Annotated in this window: 13 protein-coding genes; 6 read left to right on the forward strand and 7 right to left on the reverse strand. The window is 75.2% G+C overall.

Going from position 1 to position 15,407, the window contains the following annotated elements; genetic code table 11:
- Positions 1 to 3: 3 nt before the first annotated feature.
- Both JE024_RS13980 and JE024_RS13985 read left to right on the forward strand, forming a co-directional pair.
- Positions 4 to 2,421 (forward strand): hypothetical protein, encoded by a 2,418-nt coding sequence (locus JE024_RS13980; RefSeq protein WP_205373912.1) that lies wholly within the window; start codon positions 4 to 6, stop codon positions 2,419 to 2,421.
- 74 nt (positions 2,422 to 2,495) lie between these two features.
- Positions 2,496 to 3,197 (forward strand): DUF6882 domain-containing protein, encoded by a 702-nt coding sequence (locus tag JE024_RS13985; protein WP_205373913.1) that lies wholly within the window; start codon positions 2,496 to 2,498, stop codon positions 3,195 to 3,197.
- Positions 3,198 to 3,293: 96 nt separating this feature from the next.
- Here the strand turns inward: JE024_RS13985 and JE024_RS13990 are convergent, their stop codons facing one another.
- The 3 genes from JE024_RS13990 to JE024_RS14000 form a co-directional block, all read right to left on the reverse strand.
- Positions 3,294 to 4,283, reverse strand: coding sequence for a malate dehydrogenase (locus JE024_RS13990; RefSeq protein ID WP_205373914.1), 990 nt, complete (start codon positions 4,281 to 4,283; stop codon positions 3,294 to 3,296).
- Between the two features lie 463 nt (positions 4,284 to 4,746).
- Positions 4,747 to 5,022, reverse strand: coding sequence for a DUF3017 domain-containing protein (locus JE024_RS13995; RefSeq protein ID WP_244882840.1), 276 nt, complete (start codon positions 5,020 to 5,022; stop codon positions 4,747 to 4,749).
- 530 nt (positions 5,023 to 5,552) lie between these two features.
- Entirely contained in the window at positions 5,553 to 6,422 is an 870-nt protein-coding gene (locus JE024_RS14000) for a bifunctional methylenetetrahydrofolate dehydrogenase/methenyltetrahydrofolate cyclohydrolase (protein WP_205373915.1), read from the reverse strand.
- Positions 6,423 to 6,681: 259 nt separating this feature from the next.
- Here JE024_RS14000 and JE024_RS14005 point away from each other — a divergent pair, with 259 nt between their 5' ends.
- The 3 genes from JE024_RS14005 (at position 6,682) to JE024_RS14015 (ending at position 9,614) form a co-directional block, all read left to right on the forward strand.
- Positions 6,682 to 7,218, forward strand: a complete 537-nt coding sequence (locus JE024_RS14005) for a hypothetical protein (RefSeq protein WP_205373916.1) — start codon at positions 6,682 to 6,684, stop codon at positions 7,216 to 7,218.
- A 174-nt stretch (positions 7,219 to 7,392) separates the two neighbouring features.
- Positions 7,393 to 8,229 carry an FHA domain-containing protein gene (locus JE024_RS14010; protein WP_244882841.1) on the forward strand — a complete coding sequence of 279 codons (837 nt, stop codon included), beginning with the start codon at positions 7,393 to 7,395 and terminating at the stop codon, positions 8,227 to 8,229.
- Complete coding sequence (locus JE024_RS14015; RefSeq protein ID WP_205373917.1) at positions 8,226 to 9,614, forward strand: protein kinase domain-containing protein; 1,389 nt, start codon at positions 8,226 to 8,228, stop codon at positions 9,612 to 9,614. The genes JE024_RS14010 and JE024_RS14015 overlap by 4 nt, the downstream gene beginning before the upstream one ends.
- A gap of 43 nt (positions 9,615 to 9,657) precedes the next feature.
- Here the strand turns inward: JE024_RS14015 and JE024_RS14020 are convergent, their stop codons facing one another.
- From JE024_RS14020 to purN, 3 genes are all read right to left on the reverse strand, one after another.
- Positions 9,658 to 10,119, reverse strand: coding sequence for a hypothetical protein (locus JE024_RS14020; RefSeq protein WP_205373918.1), 462 nt, complete (start codon positions 10,117 to 10,119; stop codon positions 9,658 to 9,660).
- 155 nt (positions 10,120 to 10,274) lie between these two features.
- Positions 10,275 to 11,840 (reverse strand): bifunctional phosphoribosylaminoimidazolecarboxamide formyltransferase/IMP cyclohydrolase, encoded by a 1,566-nt coding sequence (purH, locus tag JE024_RS14025; RefSeq protein ID WP_205373919.1) that lies wholly within the window; start codon positions 11,838 to 11,840, stop codon positions 10,275 to 10,277.
- Positions 11,827 to 12,444, reverse strand: a complete 618-nt coding sequence (gene purN / locus JE024_RS14030) for a phosphoribosylglycinamide formyltransferase (protein ID WP_205373920.1) — start codon at positions 12,442 to 12,444, stop codon at positions 11,827 to 11,829. The genes purH and purN overlap by 14 nt, the downstream gene beginning before the upstream one ends.
- Before the next feature lie 224 nt (positions 12,445 to 12,668).
- Between purN and JE024_RS14035 the strand changes: the two genes are divergently transcribed.
- Positions 12,669 to 13,442, forward strand: a complete 774-nt coding sequence (locus JE024_RS14035; protein ID WP_205373921.1) for a hypothetical protein — start codon at positions 12,669 to 12,671, stop codon at positions 13,440 to 13,442.
- A 225-nt stretch (positions 13,443 to 13,667) separates the two neighbouring features.
- On the opposite strand, the gene JE024_RS14040 is transcribed toward JE024_RS14035, so the two are convergent.
- Positions 13,668 to 15,314 carry a cell division protein PerM gene (locus JE024_RS14040; protein ID WP_205373922.1) on the reverse strand — a complete coding sequence of 549 codons (1,647 nt, stop codon included), beginning with the start codon at positions 15,312 to 15,314 and terminating at the stop codon, positions 13,668 to 13,670.
- Positions 15,315 to 15,407 lie beyond the last annotated feature (93 nt).

Here is a 15,407-nt window from a genome sequence, read left to right on the forward strand (position 1 = left end):
CTTATGGACGAGAACGCTGAGCAGCAGCATCCGACCGCGTCGCCCTCCTACGCCCGCGCCGAGCTGGCGCGGGCCTTCACCACCTCGGTGACCCACGGGGATCCGGCCACCCGTGAGCGCGCCACGGCGCGCGTCGCGCGGTGGCGGGCCGTCCTCGCGGGCATGGCGGACGGGCGGCTGCGCATCGGATCGCGCACCCCGGTCGCCGGGCTTCCCGCCTGGGTCACCCCCGAGGTCGTCCGCGGCGGCTTCGCCACCGGGCAGCCCGCCGCCGGCGGTCCGCTGCTCCCCCACGAGACGGCCGCCGCCGAGCGGGCCGGTGTCCCCGGGGACCGGCGGGCGCTCTTCGCCCACTTCCTGACCGAGCCCGGCCTCACCGAGCTGTGGGAGCTGCTGGACAGCGGCCGCTACGAGGTCGCCCTCCCCGAGGAGGCCGCGCTGCTGACGGTGGCGTGGCTGGTCCGGGCCGGGGAGACGGACGCCGCGCTGGAGCTGGTGAAGACCTTGGAGCCGTTCGCCGGACGGCTGCGCATGCTGCCGCGCCCCTCGGACGTCTCCCCGCCCGGCCCCGGCGCGCTCCACCGCAGGACCGCCGACGACGCCGGCTGGTCGCTGGCCCTGCGCGGCCCGAACGGCAGGGTCGAGGCCCAGCGCGAGTCGCTGGCGGTCTGGCTGCCGTTCGCCGACGAGCTGCTGTCGCACTGGCTGGAGGTACGGGAGCCCGACGGCACCTCCCGGAACGCCCCGGACCAGGGCCGCACACCCGCCCCGCACGCCCCCGCCGCGCACGCTCCCGCCCCGCACGCCCCCGCCGCGTACGACGCGGACTGGCTGGCGCGCGGCGACGCGCTGCTGCGCCGCTACCGCCGCCTGGCCGAGGAGCACACCCGGTGCGCCAAGCACCGCCGCCCCCGGGAGAACGCGGCGATCCTGCGGGCCGCGCTGGAGGACGTCGTGGCGGGCCGCCGGCCCGCCGCCCGGCTGGAGGGGCTGCTGCGGCACGCGGTGGCGTCGATGGTGCGCAAGCGCGGCGTCCCCGGTTCGGCGCGGCACGCGGCGCTCCGCGGTGAGCAGGCCCGCCAGGCCGCGCTGCCCGCGCACCACCTGCTGGCGCAGCTCGTGGTGGTCCGGCTGTCCGGGCTTCCGCAGGGCGTCGGCATCGCCGACACGGCCCCGCTGCTCGCCCCGGTGAGCGCGCGGGAGGCCGAGGAGAGCGGACTGCCGGCCGGTACGGAGATGCCGCCGTCGGTGCGCGCCACCGTGGAGTCGGCGCTGAGCGCGCCGCTCGCCGTGCTGGTGGAGCGGGGTGTGGTGCCGTCCGCCGAGGTGCTGGCGGAGCTCGTGCCGCAGCTCGTCGCGGCCACCACCGCCGACGCCTACCGGGACGGGGCGCTGCGCACCCTGATGGCGTCCGTGTACCGGGCGTTCCGCAACCGGCGTTCGCTGCTGCTGCTCCACCTGGCGAGCCAGGTGCGTGTCGAGGAGCTGCCCTGGGTGCGCGCCGTGGCCGGGCACCGCGGCGGCGACGAGGCCGTGGCGGACGCCGCCCGCGCCGCCCTGCGCGAGCTGGGCACGCTCGCGGTGCAGGCGTTCCCGGGGACGCTGCTGCCGAATCCGCTGGTGCGGGAGATGTCGGTGCTCGCGCGCGAGGCCGATCTCGGCGTGCCGTTCACGGAGGAGCTGGCCGCGGACATCTTCATGGGCGAGTTCGGGCCCAAGTTCCTCGTCGCGGCACGGGTCGCGGCGGAACTGCTGCGCGGGACGCTCTACGAGCGCTACTACGGCGTCGACTACGCCGCCGTGCGCAACCTGGCGATCACCGAGGCGGGGCGCGCGGCGGGCCGTTCGCGCCCCGCGCGCACCTCGCCCGAGTTCGGGCGGTTGTGCGCCGAGCGGGCGGCGGCCGAGCGGACCGGCGGCGGCCGGGGCGGGTCCGTGGCGGCCAACGGCACGGTGATCGAGCAGGCGCAGATCCTGACCACCCACAATCTGGCGACGCTCGTGGGCCGGGTCGGCATCACGCCCGAGCCGGGCCACGACGCCCTCGCCGCGCGCTGCTTCCACACCGTGTGCCGGCTCGCCGCACGGGTGCACGGCGAGCGGCGTCCGCTCGCGACCATCAAGGACGCGGCGTACGCGTGGCGGCAGATGGTGTTCCACCTGTCGCTGTGCGCGGACGACCGCCGCGCCGCCGTACTGGTCGCGCTCGACGGACAGGCGGCCCGGTACCCGGAGCACGTCGCGGCGCGGCTGGCGCCCGCCCTGGCCGGACTGCGGCTGACCGCCGCCGGGGGCGCCTTCGGGCCCGACGGCACCGCGGACGGCGGCCGGGCGCGGCGGCTGGTCGGCTGGTCGACGGGGTGGCACTGGATGCGCGACGAACGTCCGTCGGACACCGCCCGGGCCGCCTCGCGCACCTGACGCCGTCCCGGCCGTCCCGCCCCGGTCCGGACGGCCGGAAGGAGCTCTCGGCCGCAGGCCCTAGAGTCGCGGGCATGACCACGACCTTCAGCGAGCCGCTGCGGCGGCTCACGGAACGCCATGCCGCCTGGGGCGCCGAACAGCTCGACACCTTCAACGAGTTCCTCCCCGTCGGCGACTGGAGCGCCGATCTCGGGCAGCGCCTGTTCCGTCAGTCGGGGAAGGAGCTGCGGATCTCGCTGCTCGGCACGTTCGAGGTCAACGAGTGCTCCTGGCTGTGGGCGTGGGCCAACCCCGGCTTCGCCTCCTCGCCGCTCGCCGAGGCGGCCGAGGCGGTCCGGGCCTACGGACACGCGCACGGGGTGCCGGAGTTCACCGGGGAGCTGGTCCCGCTCGACGGCCACGAGGACCCGCGGACTGCGGCGGAGACCCTGGCGTTCACGGCGATGGGCGTCCTCGGCGCGACCGGCTACCTCGGGGTCCAGGCCAGCCCGGACGCGCGCGCCTACATGGTCCCGGACGACCCGCAGGTCCCCCGCGCCGAGCCGGACGCGATCACGCTGCCCCGGGTGCTGCTCACCGGGGCCTCCCTGGTGCCCTGCTCGGCGCGCGCCGTGGTCGAGGGGTACGTCGCCCACCACGCCCTGCCGCACCGCGCCGCGGCGGACCGGCTGAGCGCGGGCCTGCCCGACGGCGGCACCGTGGAGGTCCTCTTCGACGAGCACGACCGCATCGCCTCCGTCCGCGTCAACACGGGCGCGCCCGCGGCGTCCTGAGCGACCGGAGCCTCGCTCCGGTACTTCCCCGGGACGGCATGCCACCGCCCCCGCCGGCCGGAGCCGACGGGGGCGGTGTGCGAGGTGCGGGGCGGCTCAGATGAGGCCGAGCTCGCGGACGGCCGCGCGCTCCTCCTCCAGCTCCTGCACGGACGCGTCGATGCGCGCACGCGAGAACTCGTTGATGTCCAGGCCCTGGACGATCTCGTAGCGGCCGTCCTTGGTGGTGACGGGGAACGAGGAGATCAGGCCCTCCGGGACGCCGTAGGAGCCGTCCGACGGGATGCCCATGGAGGTCCAGTTGCCCTCGGCGGTGCCGTTGACCCAGGTGTGGACGTGGTCGATGGCGGCGTTCGCGGCCGAGGCGGCCGAGGAGGCGCCGCGCGCCTCGATGATCGCCGCGCCGCGCTTGGCGACGGTCGGGATGAAGTCGTCGGCCAGCCACTTCTCGTCGTTGACGACCTCGGCGGCGTTCTTGCCGGCGATCGTGGCGTGGAAGATGTCCGGGTACTGGGTGGCCGAGTGGTTGCCCCAGATCGTCAGGCGCTGGATGTCGGAGACGGCCGCACCGGTCTTCGCGGCGAGCTGCGAGATCGCGCGGTTGTGGTCGAGGCGGGTCATCGCGGTGAAGCGCTCGGCCGGTACGTCCGGGGCCGCGGCCTGGGCGATCAGGGCGTTGGTGTTGGCCGGGTTGCCCACGACGAGGACCTTGATGTCGTCCGCGGCGTTGTCGTTGATGGCCTTGCCCTGGGGCTTGAAGATGCCGCCGTTGGCCGAGAGCAGGTCACCGCGCTCCATGCCCTTGGTGCGGGGGCGGGCACCGACGAGGAGGGCCACGTTGGCGCCGTCGAAGCCGACGTTCGGGTCGTCGGTGATGTCGATGCCCTTGAGCAGCGGGAAGGCGCAGTCGTCGAGCTCCATGGCGGTGCCCTCGGCGGCCTTCAGGCCCTGCGGGATCTCGAGGAGGCGCAGCTTGACCGGCACATCCGCGCCGAGCAGGTGTCCGGAGGCGATACGGAAGAGCAGCGCGTAGCCGATCTGGCCGGCCGCGCCGGTCACGGTGACGTTGACGGGGGTGCGGGTCATGACGATCTCCGTTAGACAGCTGGCGGATGGGGCAGCGCTCCCCATGCGGGTCGGCTCGTCCACGCCCACCTGAATCTTGACGTGAAGAGACTTCCAGCGGTCAGGCTATCGGACCCGGGCCCCCGCCCGTCCATGCCCCCTCGCGGCGCGGCCCGTTCCCGCCGCCCCCGCACGCCTCCGCGCGCCGGGCCCGCGCACCCTGGCGCGCCCGGCCACCGCATCCGTAGCGCAACGATCACACGATGGCGGAATGGTCACTTCCGTGCCACAGGGAACTGCCGCCCCTTGAACCGTTTTGGCACGTCCATGACTCTTGAAACCACGACGGCGCCCGTCCTCCCTCGGGGGAGAGGACGGGCGCCGTCCCCGTGTACGGGGGTGGTGCGCAGGCCGTCGCGGTGACGGCTCCGGGGGTGGTGCGCCCGCCCGGCGGGCGCCTCGCGGGCGCCTTCCGGGCGCGGCTCTAGCGGACCGTGAAGTGGACCGCTTCCTCGATGATCGGGATGTCCAGCCAGGGCTTGGGCTGGGCCACCAGCGCCAGCAGCACGATCGCCGTGCCCAGCAGCCCGTACGTGACCATGTCGGTGAACCGCGAGCGGACCGCGAGCATGCCGACGGACGGCATGACACGGCGCAGCACGGCCCCGGTGAGCAGCGCGGCCCCGATCAGGATGATCCCGATCCGGACGGCGTCGGTGAACGCGTCGGTCCCGACGATCAGCAGACCCGCCGCCGTCATCCCGAGCACCGTCAGCAGCGGCCACTGCCGCGCCGGCGCGGGCGCGTCGCCCGGCGCGGCCCGGCCGCCGCCCTCGGGGCGCGCGGTGTCCAGGGTGACGGCGGGCGGACGCCGCGAAGCCGACCGACCGGCCTCCTCGCCCTCGTCCGGTTCCCCGTCGCCCCGCTCGTCCGCCGCCCCGCGGCCCTCGGCCGCGTCCTCCCGCCCCCGTCCCCGTCGCCCGCGCCCGGCGCCGCCTTCGGGGCGGCGCCGTCGGACGCGGCGGCGGCCGGCGCGTCCGGCACCGAACCGTTCGGCGCCCCGTCGCCCGGCGCCACCGCGGAAGCCGTGCCGTGCGACGCGGCCGTGCCGCCGGACTCCGCGCCGGCCGGCGCGCCCGCCGCCGAACCGTCCGCGGCGGCAGGGCTCACGTCCGTACCGTCCGCGGCCTGCGGCGCCGGCCCCTCCGCCGTCTCCGGCGCGGGAGCGTCCTGCCTGCCCGGCGCGGGTGCGGCGCCCGTGGTCTCGCCCATGGCGTCAGCCCTTCCCCGTCAGCCCTCGGACGGGGCCGCGACCGCGCGCTCCGCGGCCTCGACCACGTTGACCAGGAGCTGCGCCCGCGTCATCGGGCCCACGCCGCCGGGGTTGGGGGCGACCCAGCCGGCCACCTCGGCGACGCCCGGGTGCACATCGCCGACGATCTTGCCGTGCTCGTCGCGGCTGACGCCGACGTCGAGGACGGCCGCGCCCGGCTTCACGTCCTCGGGCTTGATCAGGTGCGGGACGCCCGCGGCCGCCACGATGATGTCCGCCTGCCGCAGGTGCGACGACAGATCGCGCGTCCCCGTGTGGCACTGCGTCACGGTGGCGTTCTCCGACTTGCGGGTCAGCACCAGCGGCATCGGGCGGCCGATGGTGATGCCGCGGCCGACGACGACCACGTTCGCGCCCTTGATCTCGACGCCGTGGTGGCGCAGGAGCTGGACGATGCCGTACGGGGTGCACGGCAGGGGGCCCTCGATGCCGAGCACCAGCCGGCCCAGGCTCATCGGGTGCAGCCCGTCGGCGTCCTTGGCCGGATCCATCAGCTCCAGGACCCGGTTTGCGTCGATGCCCTTGGGAAGCGGGAGTTGGACGATGTAGCCGGTGCACTCGGGGTTGTCGTTGAGCTCGCGCACCACCGCCTCGATCTCCTCCTGCGAGGCGGTCGCGGGCAGTTCGCGCTGGATGGAGGCGATGCCGACCTGCGCACAGTCACGGTGCTTGCCGTTGACGTACCAGCGGCTCCCCGGGTCGTCCCCGACCAGCAGGGTCCCGAGCCCCGGGGTGACACCCCGCTCCTTGAGGGCCGCCACGCGGGCGGTCAGATCGGACTTGATCGCGGCTGCGGTGGCCTTGCCGTCGAGAATCTGGGCAGTCATGACCCCATCCTCCCGGATGGACCCGCCCCGGTTCCAATCCGGGCCGCCCCGGTCTCGCGGTTCGGTCGCCCGGCCCGGGCGAACAACAGGTTGCACTTGCACAACACCTGTGGGTATCGGCTGGACAAAAAGTCGGCCAAGACATGACGATGAACCGCGCAGTGCCGCGGGCAGTGCCGGGGGGCCGGACATCGAAGATCGTGCAGTACCTCCGCTCGGACCGCGTCGTCCCCGCACTTCCAACGGAGGAAACACCGCCATGAGCTTCGGCGACCCCAACAACCCCTACGCCCAGCAGGGCCAGCCGCAGGGCCAGCAGCCCGGTTACGGCTACCCCCAGGCCCCGCCGGTCCAGCCCTACGGCGGCGGCTACCCGACCGGCCCGGTGGAGATGCCCGGCGCCGTCAAGGCCGCGCGGATATTCCTGTACGTCATCGTGGTCTGCCAGGTCATCGTGGCCGGCATCTACGGCTACAGCATCTCCGAGTTCGACAAGACGACCTCGGAGCTCAACGGCACCGACGCCGAGGTCTTCGCCGACCTCGGCAAGGGCGTGCTCGGCTTCCTGCTCGGCCTCTCCCTGGTCTTCGCCGCCCTCGGCCTCGCGCTGGCCCTGAAGTACGCGAGCGGCGGCAACGGCGTCCGCGTCTGCGCCATCGTCTACGGCTCGTTCGCCATCGTCAGCGGCATCTTCACCATCCCGGTGGGCCTGGTCACGCTGATCGTCGCGATCCTGCTGATCGTGTTCGCGGCGAAGCGCGACAGCGCCGAGTGGTTCAAGCGCCCGCGCCACTGACACCCACGGTGCACGGGAAAGGCCGTGGCCCCCGCCCGTCGGGCGGGGGCCACGGCCTTTCCCGTGCACCGTGACACCGCGTCCGTGCCACACCGGGCGAAAGGTGTGACCCGGCGGCCGTGCCCTCCCTACCCTGGCGTGACCCATCCGGGGAAGGACAGCGGGGGAGGACGGATGCACACGATCATCGTGGTGCCAGGGGCCCGGGACACCGCCGTGGCGCCGGACCAGATCCGGCTCGGCCCGGGCGACCGGCTCCGGTTCGGCCGGACCCCCGGCGGCTCCGGACGGCGGACGCTGGCCATCGACCATCCCGGGGTCTCCCGCACGGCCGGCGAGATCACCGCCGCGGGGACCCACTGGGCGCTCAGCAACTTCAGCGGCTCCAGCACCTACGTGGTCGAGAACCCGGAGGGCGCCGGGGAGCACATCAAGGTCGCGTCCGGACGCATCGGCGCTCCCGTGCCCTTCGAGTTCTCACGGATCGTGCTGCCCGCCGCGGACGAGCTGGTCAGCTTCGACGTGTGGGCACCGCGCCACGACTACGCCGACGGGACGGCGGACGCCTGCGACGGCGAACCGACCGCGTCCGCCTTCCCCCTGGACCGCACCAGGCGCTACTTCCAGGTCCTCGCCGCCCTCTGCGAGCCCCGGCTGCGCGGGGCACCGCACGCGCCGCCGCCCACCGTCGACCGGATCGCAGGCCGGCTGCGCCCCCTGTGGCCCGCCGCCAACCGGGCCGCCGTGCAGTGGAACATCGACTACCTCGCCGTCAAACTGCGCATCAAACCGGGCCCGGACACCGCGGAACAGGGGCCCCGGCTGCACACCAAGAAGGAGATGCTGGTCTCCCTCGCCCTGCGCTTCGACCTGGTCCGCGAGGACGACCTGACCGTCCTGACCGGCCCGGCGGGCTGCCCGGACGCGGGGCACGTCCCGGGCCGCGGGGACGCCTCGCGCCGTACGCAGGGAGCGGGCGGTGCGGACTTCCCGGGCGGTGCCGTCCGGTGACCGGCCGGCGGGAGCCGGAGCCGTACACCGTCGCCGACCTGCCGCGCGGCTACCGGGTCGGGCCCTGGGCCGTGGAGAAGCCGCTCGGCTCGGGCGCCTTCGGCCAGGTGTACGCCGCTCGGCACGCGGACGCCGCCGCCGACCCGGCCCGCGCGGCCCTGAAGTTCCTGCCGACCGGCACCCACACCCCGCGACAGCTCCGCCACCTGCGGGAACTGGCCGAACGGGAGGTGTCGCTGCTGAGCCGGCTGCGCTCTCCCCGGCTGATCCGGATGCACGACGCGCTCACCGTCGACGACCCCGACCACCCCGAACTCGACGGCGCCACCGTCCTCGTGCTGGAGGAGGCGCGGGGCTCCCTGGAGGCCCTGCTCGCCTCGGACAGCGCGCCCCGGCAGGGACCGGCCCTGCTGGCGCAGATCTGCGAGGGGCTGTGCCAGCTCCACGACGCGGGCTGGGTGCACGGCGACCTCAAGCCCGCCAACGTGCTGCTGATGGCCGACGGCACGGCACGGCTGGGCGACTTCAACCTCGCTTCCGAGCTGGACGGCACCCACGCCTACGCCCCCGCCTTCACCACCGCCGACTACTCCCCGCCCGAACTCCTCTGGTCGGAGGTCGGCGAGCGGGGCACCCGGATCCGGCCGACCGCGGACATCTGGGCGTTCGGCGTCCTGGCGCACCTGGTGCTGACGGGCGCCCTCCCGCTGCCGGGCCCCACCCCGGCCGCCCGCCGGGACGTGGCCGTGCGCTACGCGCGGGGCGAGGAGGAACTGCGCCTCTCCCCCGGACTGCCTCCGGCCTGGCGGGAGATCGTCACGGACTGCCTCTCCCGTACCCACGACGACCGCGTCCGGCACGACGCCGCGTCACTGCTGCGCCGAGTGACCGGCGCGGCGGAGGGGCGCCCGTCCTCAGGGCGGCGCCGGCCCCGGTGGCGGCTGCTCGCCGCGACGGCGGCCCTGCTCGCCCTCACGGCGGCCGGCGTCGCCGCCGGCGTGCTGCGGCCGGACGCCCCTCCCACCGAGCCGGACGCCCGCCCGGACACGGCCACCGCCGTGGCGGCGACGGCCACCGGCTTCGACCGCTGCGCACCGGGCTCGGTCTGCTTCTTCACCGGCACCGGCGGCTCCGGAGAGATGTGCGGCTGGGAGGGCGACGAGTTCACCTGGACCGAGGGCACCGTCCGCTGCTCCTGGGCCGAGCGCCGCCGCCCCTCCTCGGTCTACAACAACGGCGTCGCCGACCCCAACGGCTTCGTCCACGTCGTCTACTTCGCCGAACCGGGCCTCAGACGCCGCCTCGGCTGCGTCGAACAGGGCGCCCGCCACGACCTCCCCGCCCGGCCGGACGTGCGCTCCCACATCTGGGCGAAGGCCTGCTGACGCCGGCGCGCCCGGCAGTGCCGCCGGGCGCGCCGGCCCCGTGTCAGCGCAGGTAGACCTTGGGCCCGAGCTCCATCGGCCGTTCACCGGACGAGCACTCGCCACCCCACTTCGCGCTGTTGATCCGGGTGGTCGCGGGGAAGTTCGTCCACGAGCCCGAGGTGAGCCCGGAGGCGTTCTCGTCGAAGTGGAGGCAGCCCTTCACCGAGCGGTAGGTGCCGTCCCCGTAGTTGACCCAGCCCGCGTACCGGATGTGGTCGGCGCCCACGTCCTGCATCCCGTTGTTCAGCATCGACCGGACGTCGCCGGAGGTGCCGGACCAGGTGCCGGCCGTCCTCTTGTCGATGCCGTCGGTGAGGTTCGTGCCGTTGAACGCGCAGACGTAGCCCGGCGCGCACCCGTTGTGCGTGTCGTCCCCGGCGTGTGCCGTCCCCGCGACCGCGAACACGGCCCCCAACGCCGCGGTGACCGCGACTGCCCCGGCTCGGCGCATGCGTGACCTCATGGTTTCCCCCATCGAATGGTGTCGGGGCGATCTGCCCGAGGACGACGCTAGGGAGGAGGCGCGGCGCACGGCACCTCGTACGAACGAGGTTGACGCCGACGGGGGCGCCCCTCCCTCCGCCGGGCGAGGACCGGCGGAGGGAGGGGCGACGGCCGTCAGTGGAAGAAGTGGCGCGTGCCCGTGAGGTACATCGTCACGCCCGCCTTCGCGGCGGCCTCGGCGACCAGTTCGTCGCGGACCGAACCGCCCGGCTGCACCACGGCCTTGACGCCGGCGGCCGTCAGGATCTCCAGACCGTCGGGGAAGGGGAAGAACGCGTCCGACGCGGCGTAGGAACCGCGGGCGCGCTCCTCGCCCGCGCGCTCCACGGCCAGCTTGGCCGAGTCGACGCGGTTGACCTGGCCCATGCCGACGCCGACCGAGGCGCCGTCCTTGGCCAGCAGGATCGCGTTGGACTTGACCGCGCGGCACGCCTTCCAGGCGAAGGCCAGCTCGGCGAGCTCCTCGGCCGTGAGCGCCTCGCCCGTGGCCAGCGTCCAGTTCGCCGGGTCGTCGCCGTCGGCCTGGAGGCGGTCGGTGACCTGGAGCAGCGCGCCGCCGTCGATCGGCTTGAGCTCGACCGGGGCCGTCGGGGCGCCCTCGGCGCGCAGCACCCGGATGTTCTTCTTCTTGGCCAGCACCTCGACCGCGCCGTCCTCGTAGCCGGGCGCGACGATGACCTCGGTGAAGATCTCGGCGACCTGCTCGGCCATGGCGACGGACACCGGGCGGTTGACGGCGATCACGCCGCCGAACGCGGAGAGCGGGTCGCAGGCGTGCGCCTTGCGGTGCGCCTCGGCGACGTCGGCGCCGATCGCGATGCCGCACGGGTTGGCGTGCTTGATGATCGCGACGCACGGCTCGGCGTGGTCGTACGCGGCCCGGCGCGCGGCGTCGGTGTCCGTGTAGTTGTTGTAGGACATCTCCTTGCCGTGGAGCTGCTCGGCCCGCGCGAGGCCGCCCGTGCCCGAGGTGTAGAGCGCGGCGGGCTGGTGCGGGTTCTCGCCGTAGCGCAGGACGTTCTCGCGCTCCCAGGTGGCGCCCAGGAAGTCGGGGAAGCCGCTCTCGTCGGCCGCCGCGTAGGAGGACGCGAACCAGGAGGCCACGGCCACGTCGTACGCGGCGGTGTGCTGGAACGCCTCGGCGGCGAGCCGCTTGCGGGCGGACAGGTCGAAGCCGCCCCCGCGGACGGCCGCGAGCACGTCCGTGTACCGGGCGGGGCTGGTGACGACCGCCACGGACGGGTGGTTCTTGGCGGCGGCGCGGACCATGGACGGGCCGCCGATGTCGATCTGCTCGACGCACTCGTCGTCGCTCGCGCCGGAGGCGACGGTCTCCTTGAACGGGTAGAGGTTCACGACCACCAGGTCGAACGGCTCCACGCCCAGCTCGGCGAGCTGCTCGCGGTGGGCGTCCAGCCGCAGGTCGGCGAGGATGCCGGCGTGCACACGGGGGTGGAGCGTCTTGACGCGGCCGTCCAGGCACTCGGGGAAGCCGGTCAGCTCCTCGACCTTGGTGACGGGGACGCCCGCGGCGGCGATCTTCGCGGCGGTGGAGCCGGTGGACACGAGCTCGACACCGGCCTCGTGCAGACCCCGGGCAAGCTCCTCGAGACCCGTCTTGTCGTAGACGCTGACCAGTGCGCGACGGATGGGCTTGTTACCCGACTTATTCACCGACATGAACCTTTCGTCCCTCAATGCGGTAGCCGTGCCGGGCGAGACGCCCCACGACCTCGACGAGCAGCGATCGCTCGACTTCCTTGATGCGCTCGTGGAGAGCGTCTTCGTCGTCCGTCTCCCGTACCTCGACCACGCCCTGGGCGATGATCGGGCCGGTGTCGACGCCGTCGTCGACGAGGTGGACGGTGCACCCGGTGACCTTCGCCCCGTACGCGAGCGCGTCCCGCACTCCGTGGGCACCGGGGAAACTGGGCAGCAGCGCGGGGTGGGTGTTGACGACCCGCCCGCCGAACCGCGCGAGGAATTCCTTCCCCACGATCTTCATGAAGCCGGCCGAGACCACGAGGTCCGGCTCGTACGCGGCGGTCGCCTCGGTCAGGGCCGCGTCCCACTCGGCGCGGGACGCGAAGTCCTTGACCCGGCGGACGAACGTCGGCAGCCCGGCGCGCTCGGCGCGCTCCAGACCGGCGATTCCCGTCCGGTCCGCGCCGACGGCGACCACCTCGGCGCCGAACCCGTCGGGGTCGGCGGCGATCGCGTCGAGGAGGGCCTGGAGGTTCGTCCCCGATCCGGAGACCAGGACGACGAGGCGGGCGGCGGCCACAGGGGGACTCTTTTCGCGTTACGGTGCGGCTTTGTAGGGTCGTACGAACACTTCGCATCCCCGGATACGGGGAACTCTACGAAGGGGCCGACCGTCAGCAACGATACCGGCACACAGCCCGGCCCCCACGGGACGGGGGCGTGGCCGGAAGGTAGCGTCTGGGGACAGAGCCCGCGCCCGGGCGGGTTCGAAGCCGGGCTTGACGAGGGGAAGACGTTCACCAGATGCCGGACCGACGCCACCGTACGGACCTCCTGTTGCTGCGGGAGCGCCAGTCCACGGACGACGACAACCCGTTCGCGCCGCCGCCCGAGGGCAGGCCGGACCAGCCCTGGCAGCCCCGCCACCCGGCGGACGGCTCCTCCGGGGACCCTTCGTCCGGGGACCCGTCGAACTCCTCCGGCTCCGGCCGGGACGGCGACGGCTCGTCGCAGGGCGGCGGCCAGTGGAGCAGCCGCCAGCCCGGCCGCTCGTCGGGCGGCGGCTTCGGCCGCCCCGGCGGCCGCAAGGGCGACCAGAACGGCCCCGAGGGCGGCGGCTCCGGCGGCGGCCTGCGCTGGGACCCGACCGACCCCCTCCAGCGCCGCGCGCGGTACGCACTGCTGGGCGGCATGTGGGCGTTCTTCTTCGCGCTCTTCGACTTCCCCGAGATCGCGCTGCTGCTGGGCGCCCTCGCCGTCTACTGGGCCGTGAGCTCGCTGCGCGGCAAGCCGGTCGCCACGGCCGGGGACTCCGCGCAGGCGGCGGGGAACGCGCCCCGGCCCGCCGGGGCCCAGCCCGCGCAGCGGCAGTCGAGCCGCCCGCAGATCACCGCCGCGACGAGCGGCCTGGTGATGGCGGGCATCGCGCTGCTGATCGTGGCGGCCTCGTTCGCGGCGCAGCTCGTCTACCGCGACTACTACACGTGCGTGAACGACGCCCTGACCAAGTCCGGTCAGATGGCGTGCAACGACCTGCTCCCCGAGCCGCTGCGCGACGTCCTCGGCGTCCAGGAGTAGCCCGCCCCGCACGCACCCGCTCGCGGCCCGGCCCCGGTACTTCCGGGGACCGGGCCGCAGGCATGTCGGGGCTGCCGCCGGGACCGGGCGGGGCCGGGCCGGCATGGGACGGGGGGCACGGGACGGGGGCGCGCGGGGCCGTGCGGGGCCGTGCGGCCTGGGGCGGGGGCGTGCGGGGGCGCGGAGGTGCGTGGCGCGCGGGGTGCGTGCGGGGGGCGGGGCCGGTCAGGAGGGGGGCGGGCTCGGGGGCGGCGGGTCGTCGTCGGAGCCCGCCGGCGGTGCGGCCGCGGGGGCGTCGTCCCCGGGCGGCTCCGGGACGGAGGGCGCGGCGGGGGCGTCGGCGCCGGAGGGCTCCGGGGCGGGGGGCGCGGCCGGCGGGGCGGGGGCCGGCGGGGTCGGGGACGTGCGGGCGGTCCAGGTCGCCGCGGGCAGGACGTCGTACAGCTCGAAGTCGTCCTCCAGGTCGAACACGTCCAGCGTCGTCACGGCGGACGGCGCCCCGCCGCCCGCCCCGGCCTCCGCGGCGCCGGCGTCCGCACCGGCGCCTTCGCCCTCGTCGGCGCCGCGCTCCGCGCGCTCGCTCCGCGGCACCCGCACCCGCCAGGCCCGGATCCCCAGCGCCAGCGGGACGGCGAGCGCCGCCGTCCAGACCAGGGCGGCGGCCCCCACCCGCCACCACACCGGACCGAACTCGGCCAGCCGCCCCCCACCCAGCGGACCGCCCGCCGCCGCTGCCGCCACGGCGGTGAACACCGCGCAGCCCGCCGCGCCGAGCAGCGCGGTCAGCGCCGTCCCGCCGCGCGACCAGGCGTCGTCCCGTTCGCCGTACCGGGGCGCCGCGGCACCGGCGGTACGCCAGGCGATCAGCACCGCGGCGGCCACCGGGACCGCCGCCCCCGCCCAGTGCACGGCCTCGCCCGGCCCGCGGCCCGGCAGGGCGGCGAGCAGCGGGAAGTCCGGCAGGGCGGGCCTTCCGGTCAGCGCGAACGGCGTCGCCGTCGCCCCCGTCCCGAGCGCGAACCCGGGCCCCAGCCCGTACGCGGCACCCCACACCGCCGCGTTCGGCAGCAGCGCGAGGGCCAGCAGCACCACGGCGAGCCGGCCCGACCAGTCGCCCGCGAGGCCGGACAGCGACGCCTGCGCGGCGGGTCCGTGCCACACGAGCGAGGAGAGGACCAGCACCGCACCGCCGCCGATCAGCACGCACGTCGCCCAGGCGGCGGAGCGCAGCGCCACCGCGGCACGGGTGCGCGCGAGGGCCACCCGCAGGCGGCGGGGCAGCCCGGCGGGCAGCGGCCCGAACGGCCGGCCGTGCGCGCTCCACGCGCCGAACGCCGCCGCCCCGGACACCACGAGCGGCAGGTGCACCATCGCGCTCACCGGAAGCGCGGCGAACGGCCCGCCGGCGGCGTAGAGCACCACGGGCGCGGCGACCAGCATGTAGCCGCTGGTCGTCGCGGCGAGGACGGCCGACACGGAGGGCGCGGGCCGCTCCTCGGCCTGCTCGCCCGTCCGCTCCAGCGCCTCGCGCGCCGCCCGGTGCGCGAGCCACACGGGCAGCGCGGTGAGCAGCAGCGGCACGACGCCCATCGGGGCGGGGACGGCCGACACCGTGTCCGCGCGGACGAGTTCGGCGCCGTGGGCGAGCAGCCAGGTCGCGGCCGCGACCCGGAGCGCGCCGCCGGAGCCGCTGTCCGGGTAGGGGGAGCTGATCCACAGCACCATCACCAGCACCGTGACGGCCCCGAGTCCGAGCCCGGCGGCCGTCGCGCCCCGCACGAAGGCGCCCACCACGGCCCCGGACGCGCTTCCGTGGACGGCGGGGCGGTGTTCGGCGACGGCGGCGGGGCTGGGGTCGGTCGTCTGGGTCACCCGGCCATGCTCCCAACGACACGCGCTTCGTCCGCGTAACGGGCGAATGACCGTGGTGTCGCACAAAATACGTTTGTCTAATTTTCTGCCTGC

This window comes from Streptomyces zhihengii (assembly GCF_016919245.1).
In the GTDB taxonomy this organism is placed as follows: domain Bacteria; phylum Actinomycetota; class Actinomycetes; order Streptomycetales; family Streptomycetaceae; genus Streptomyces; species Streptomyces zhihengii.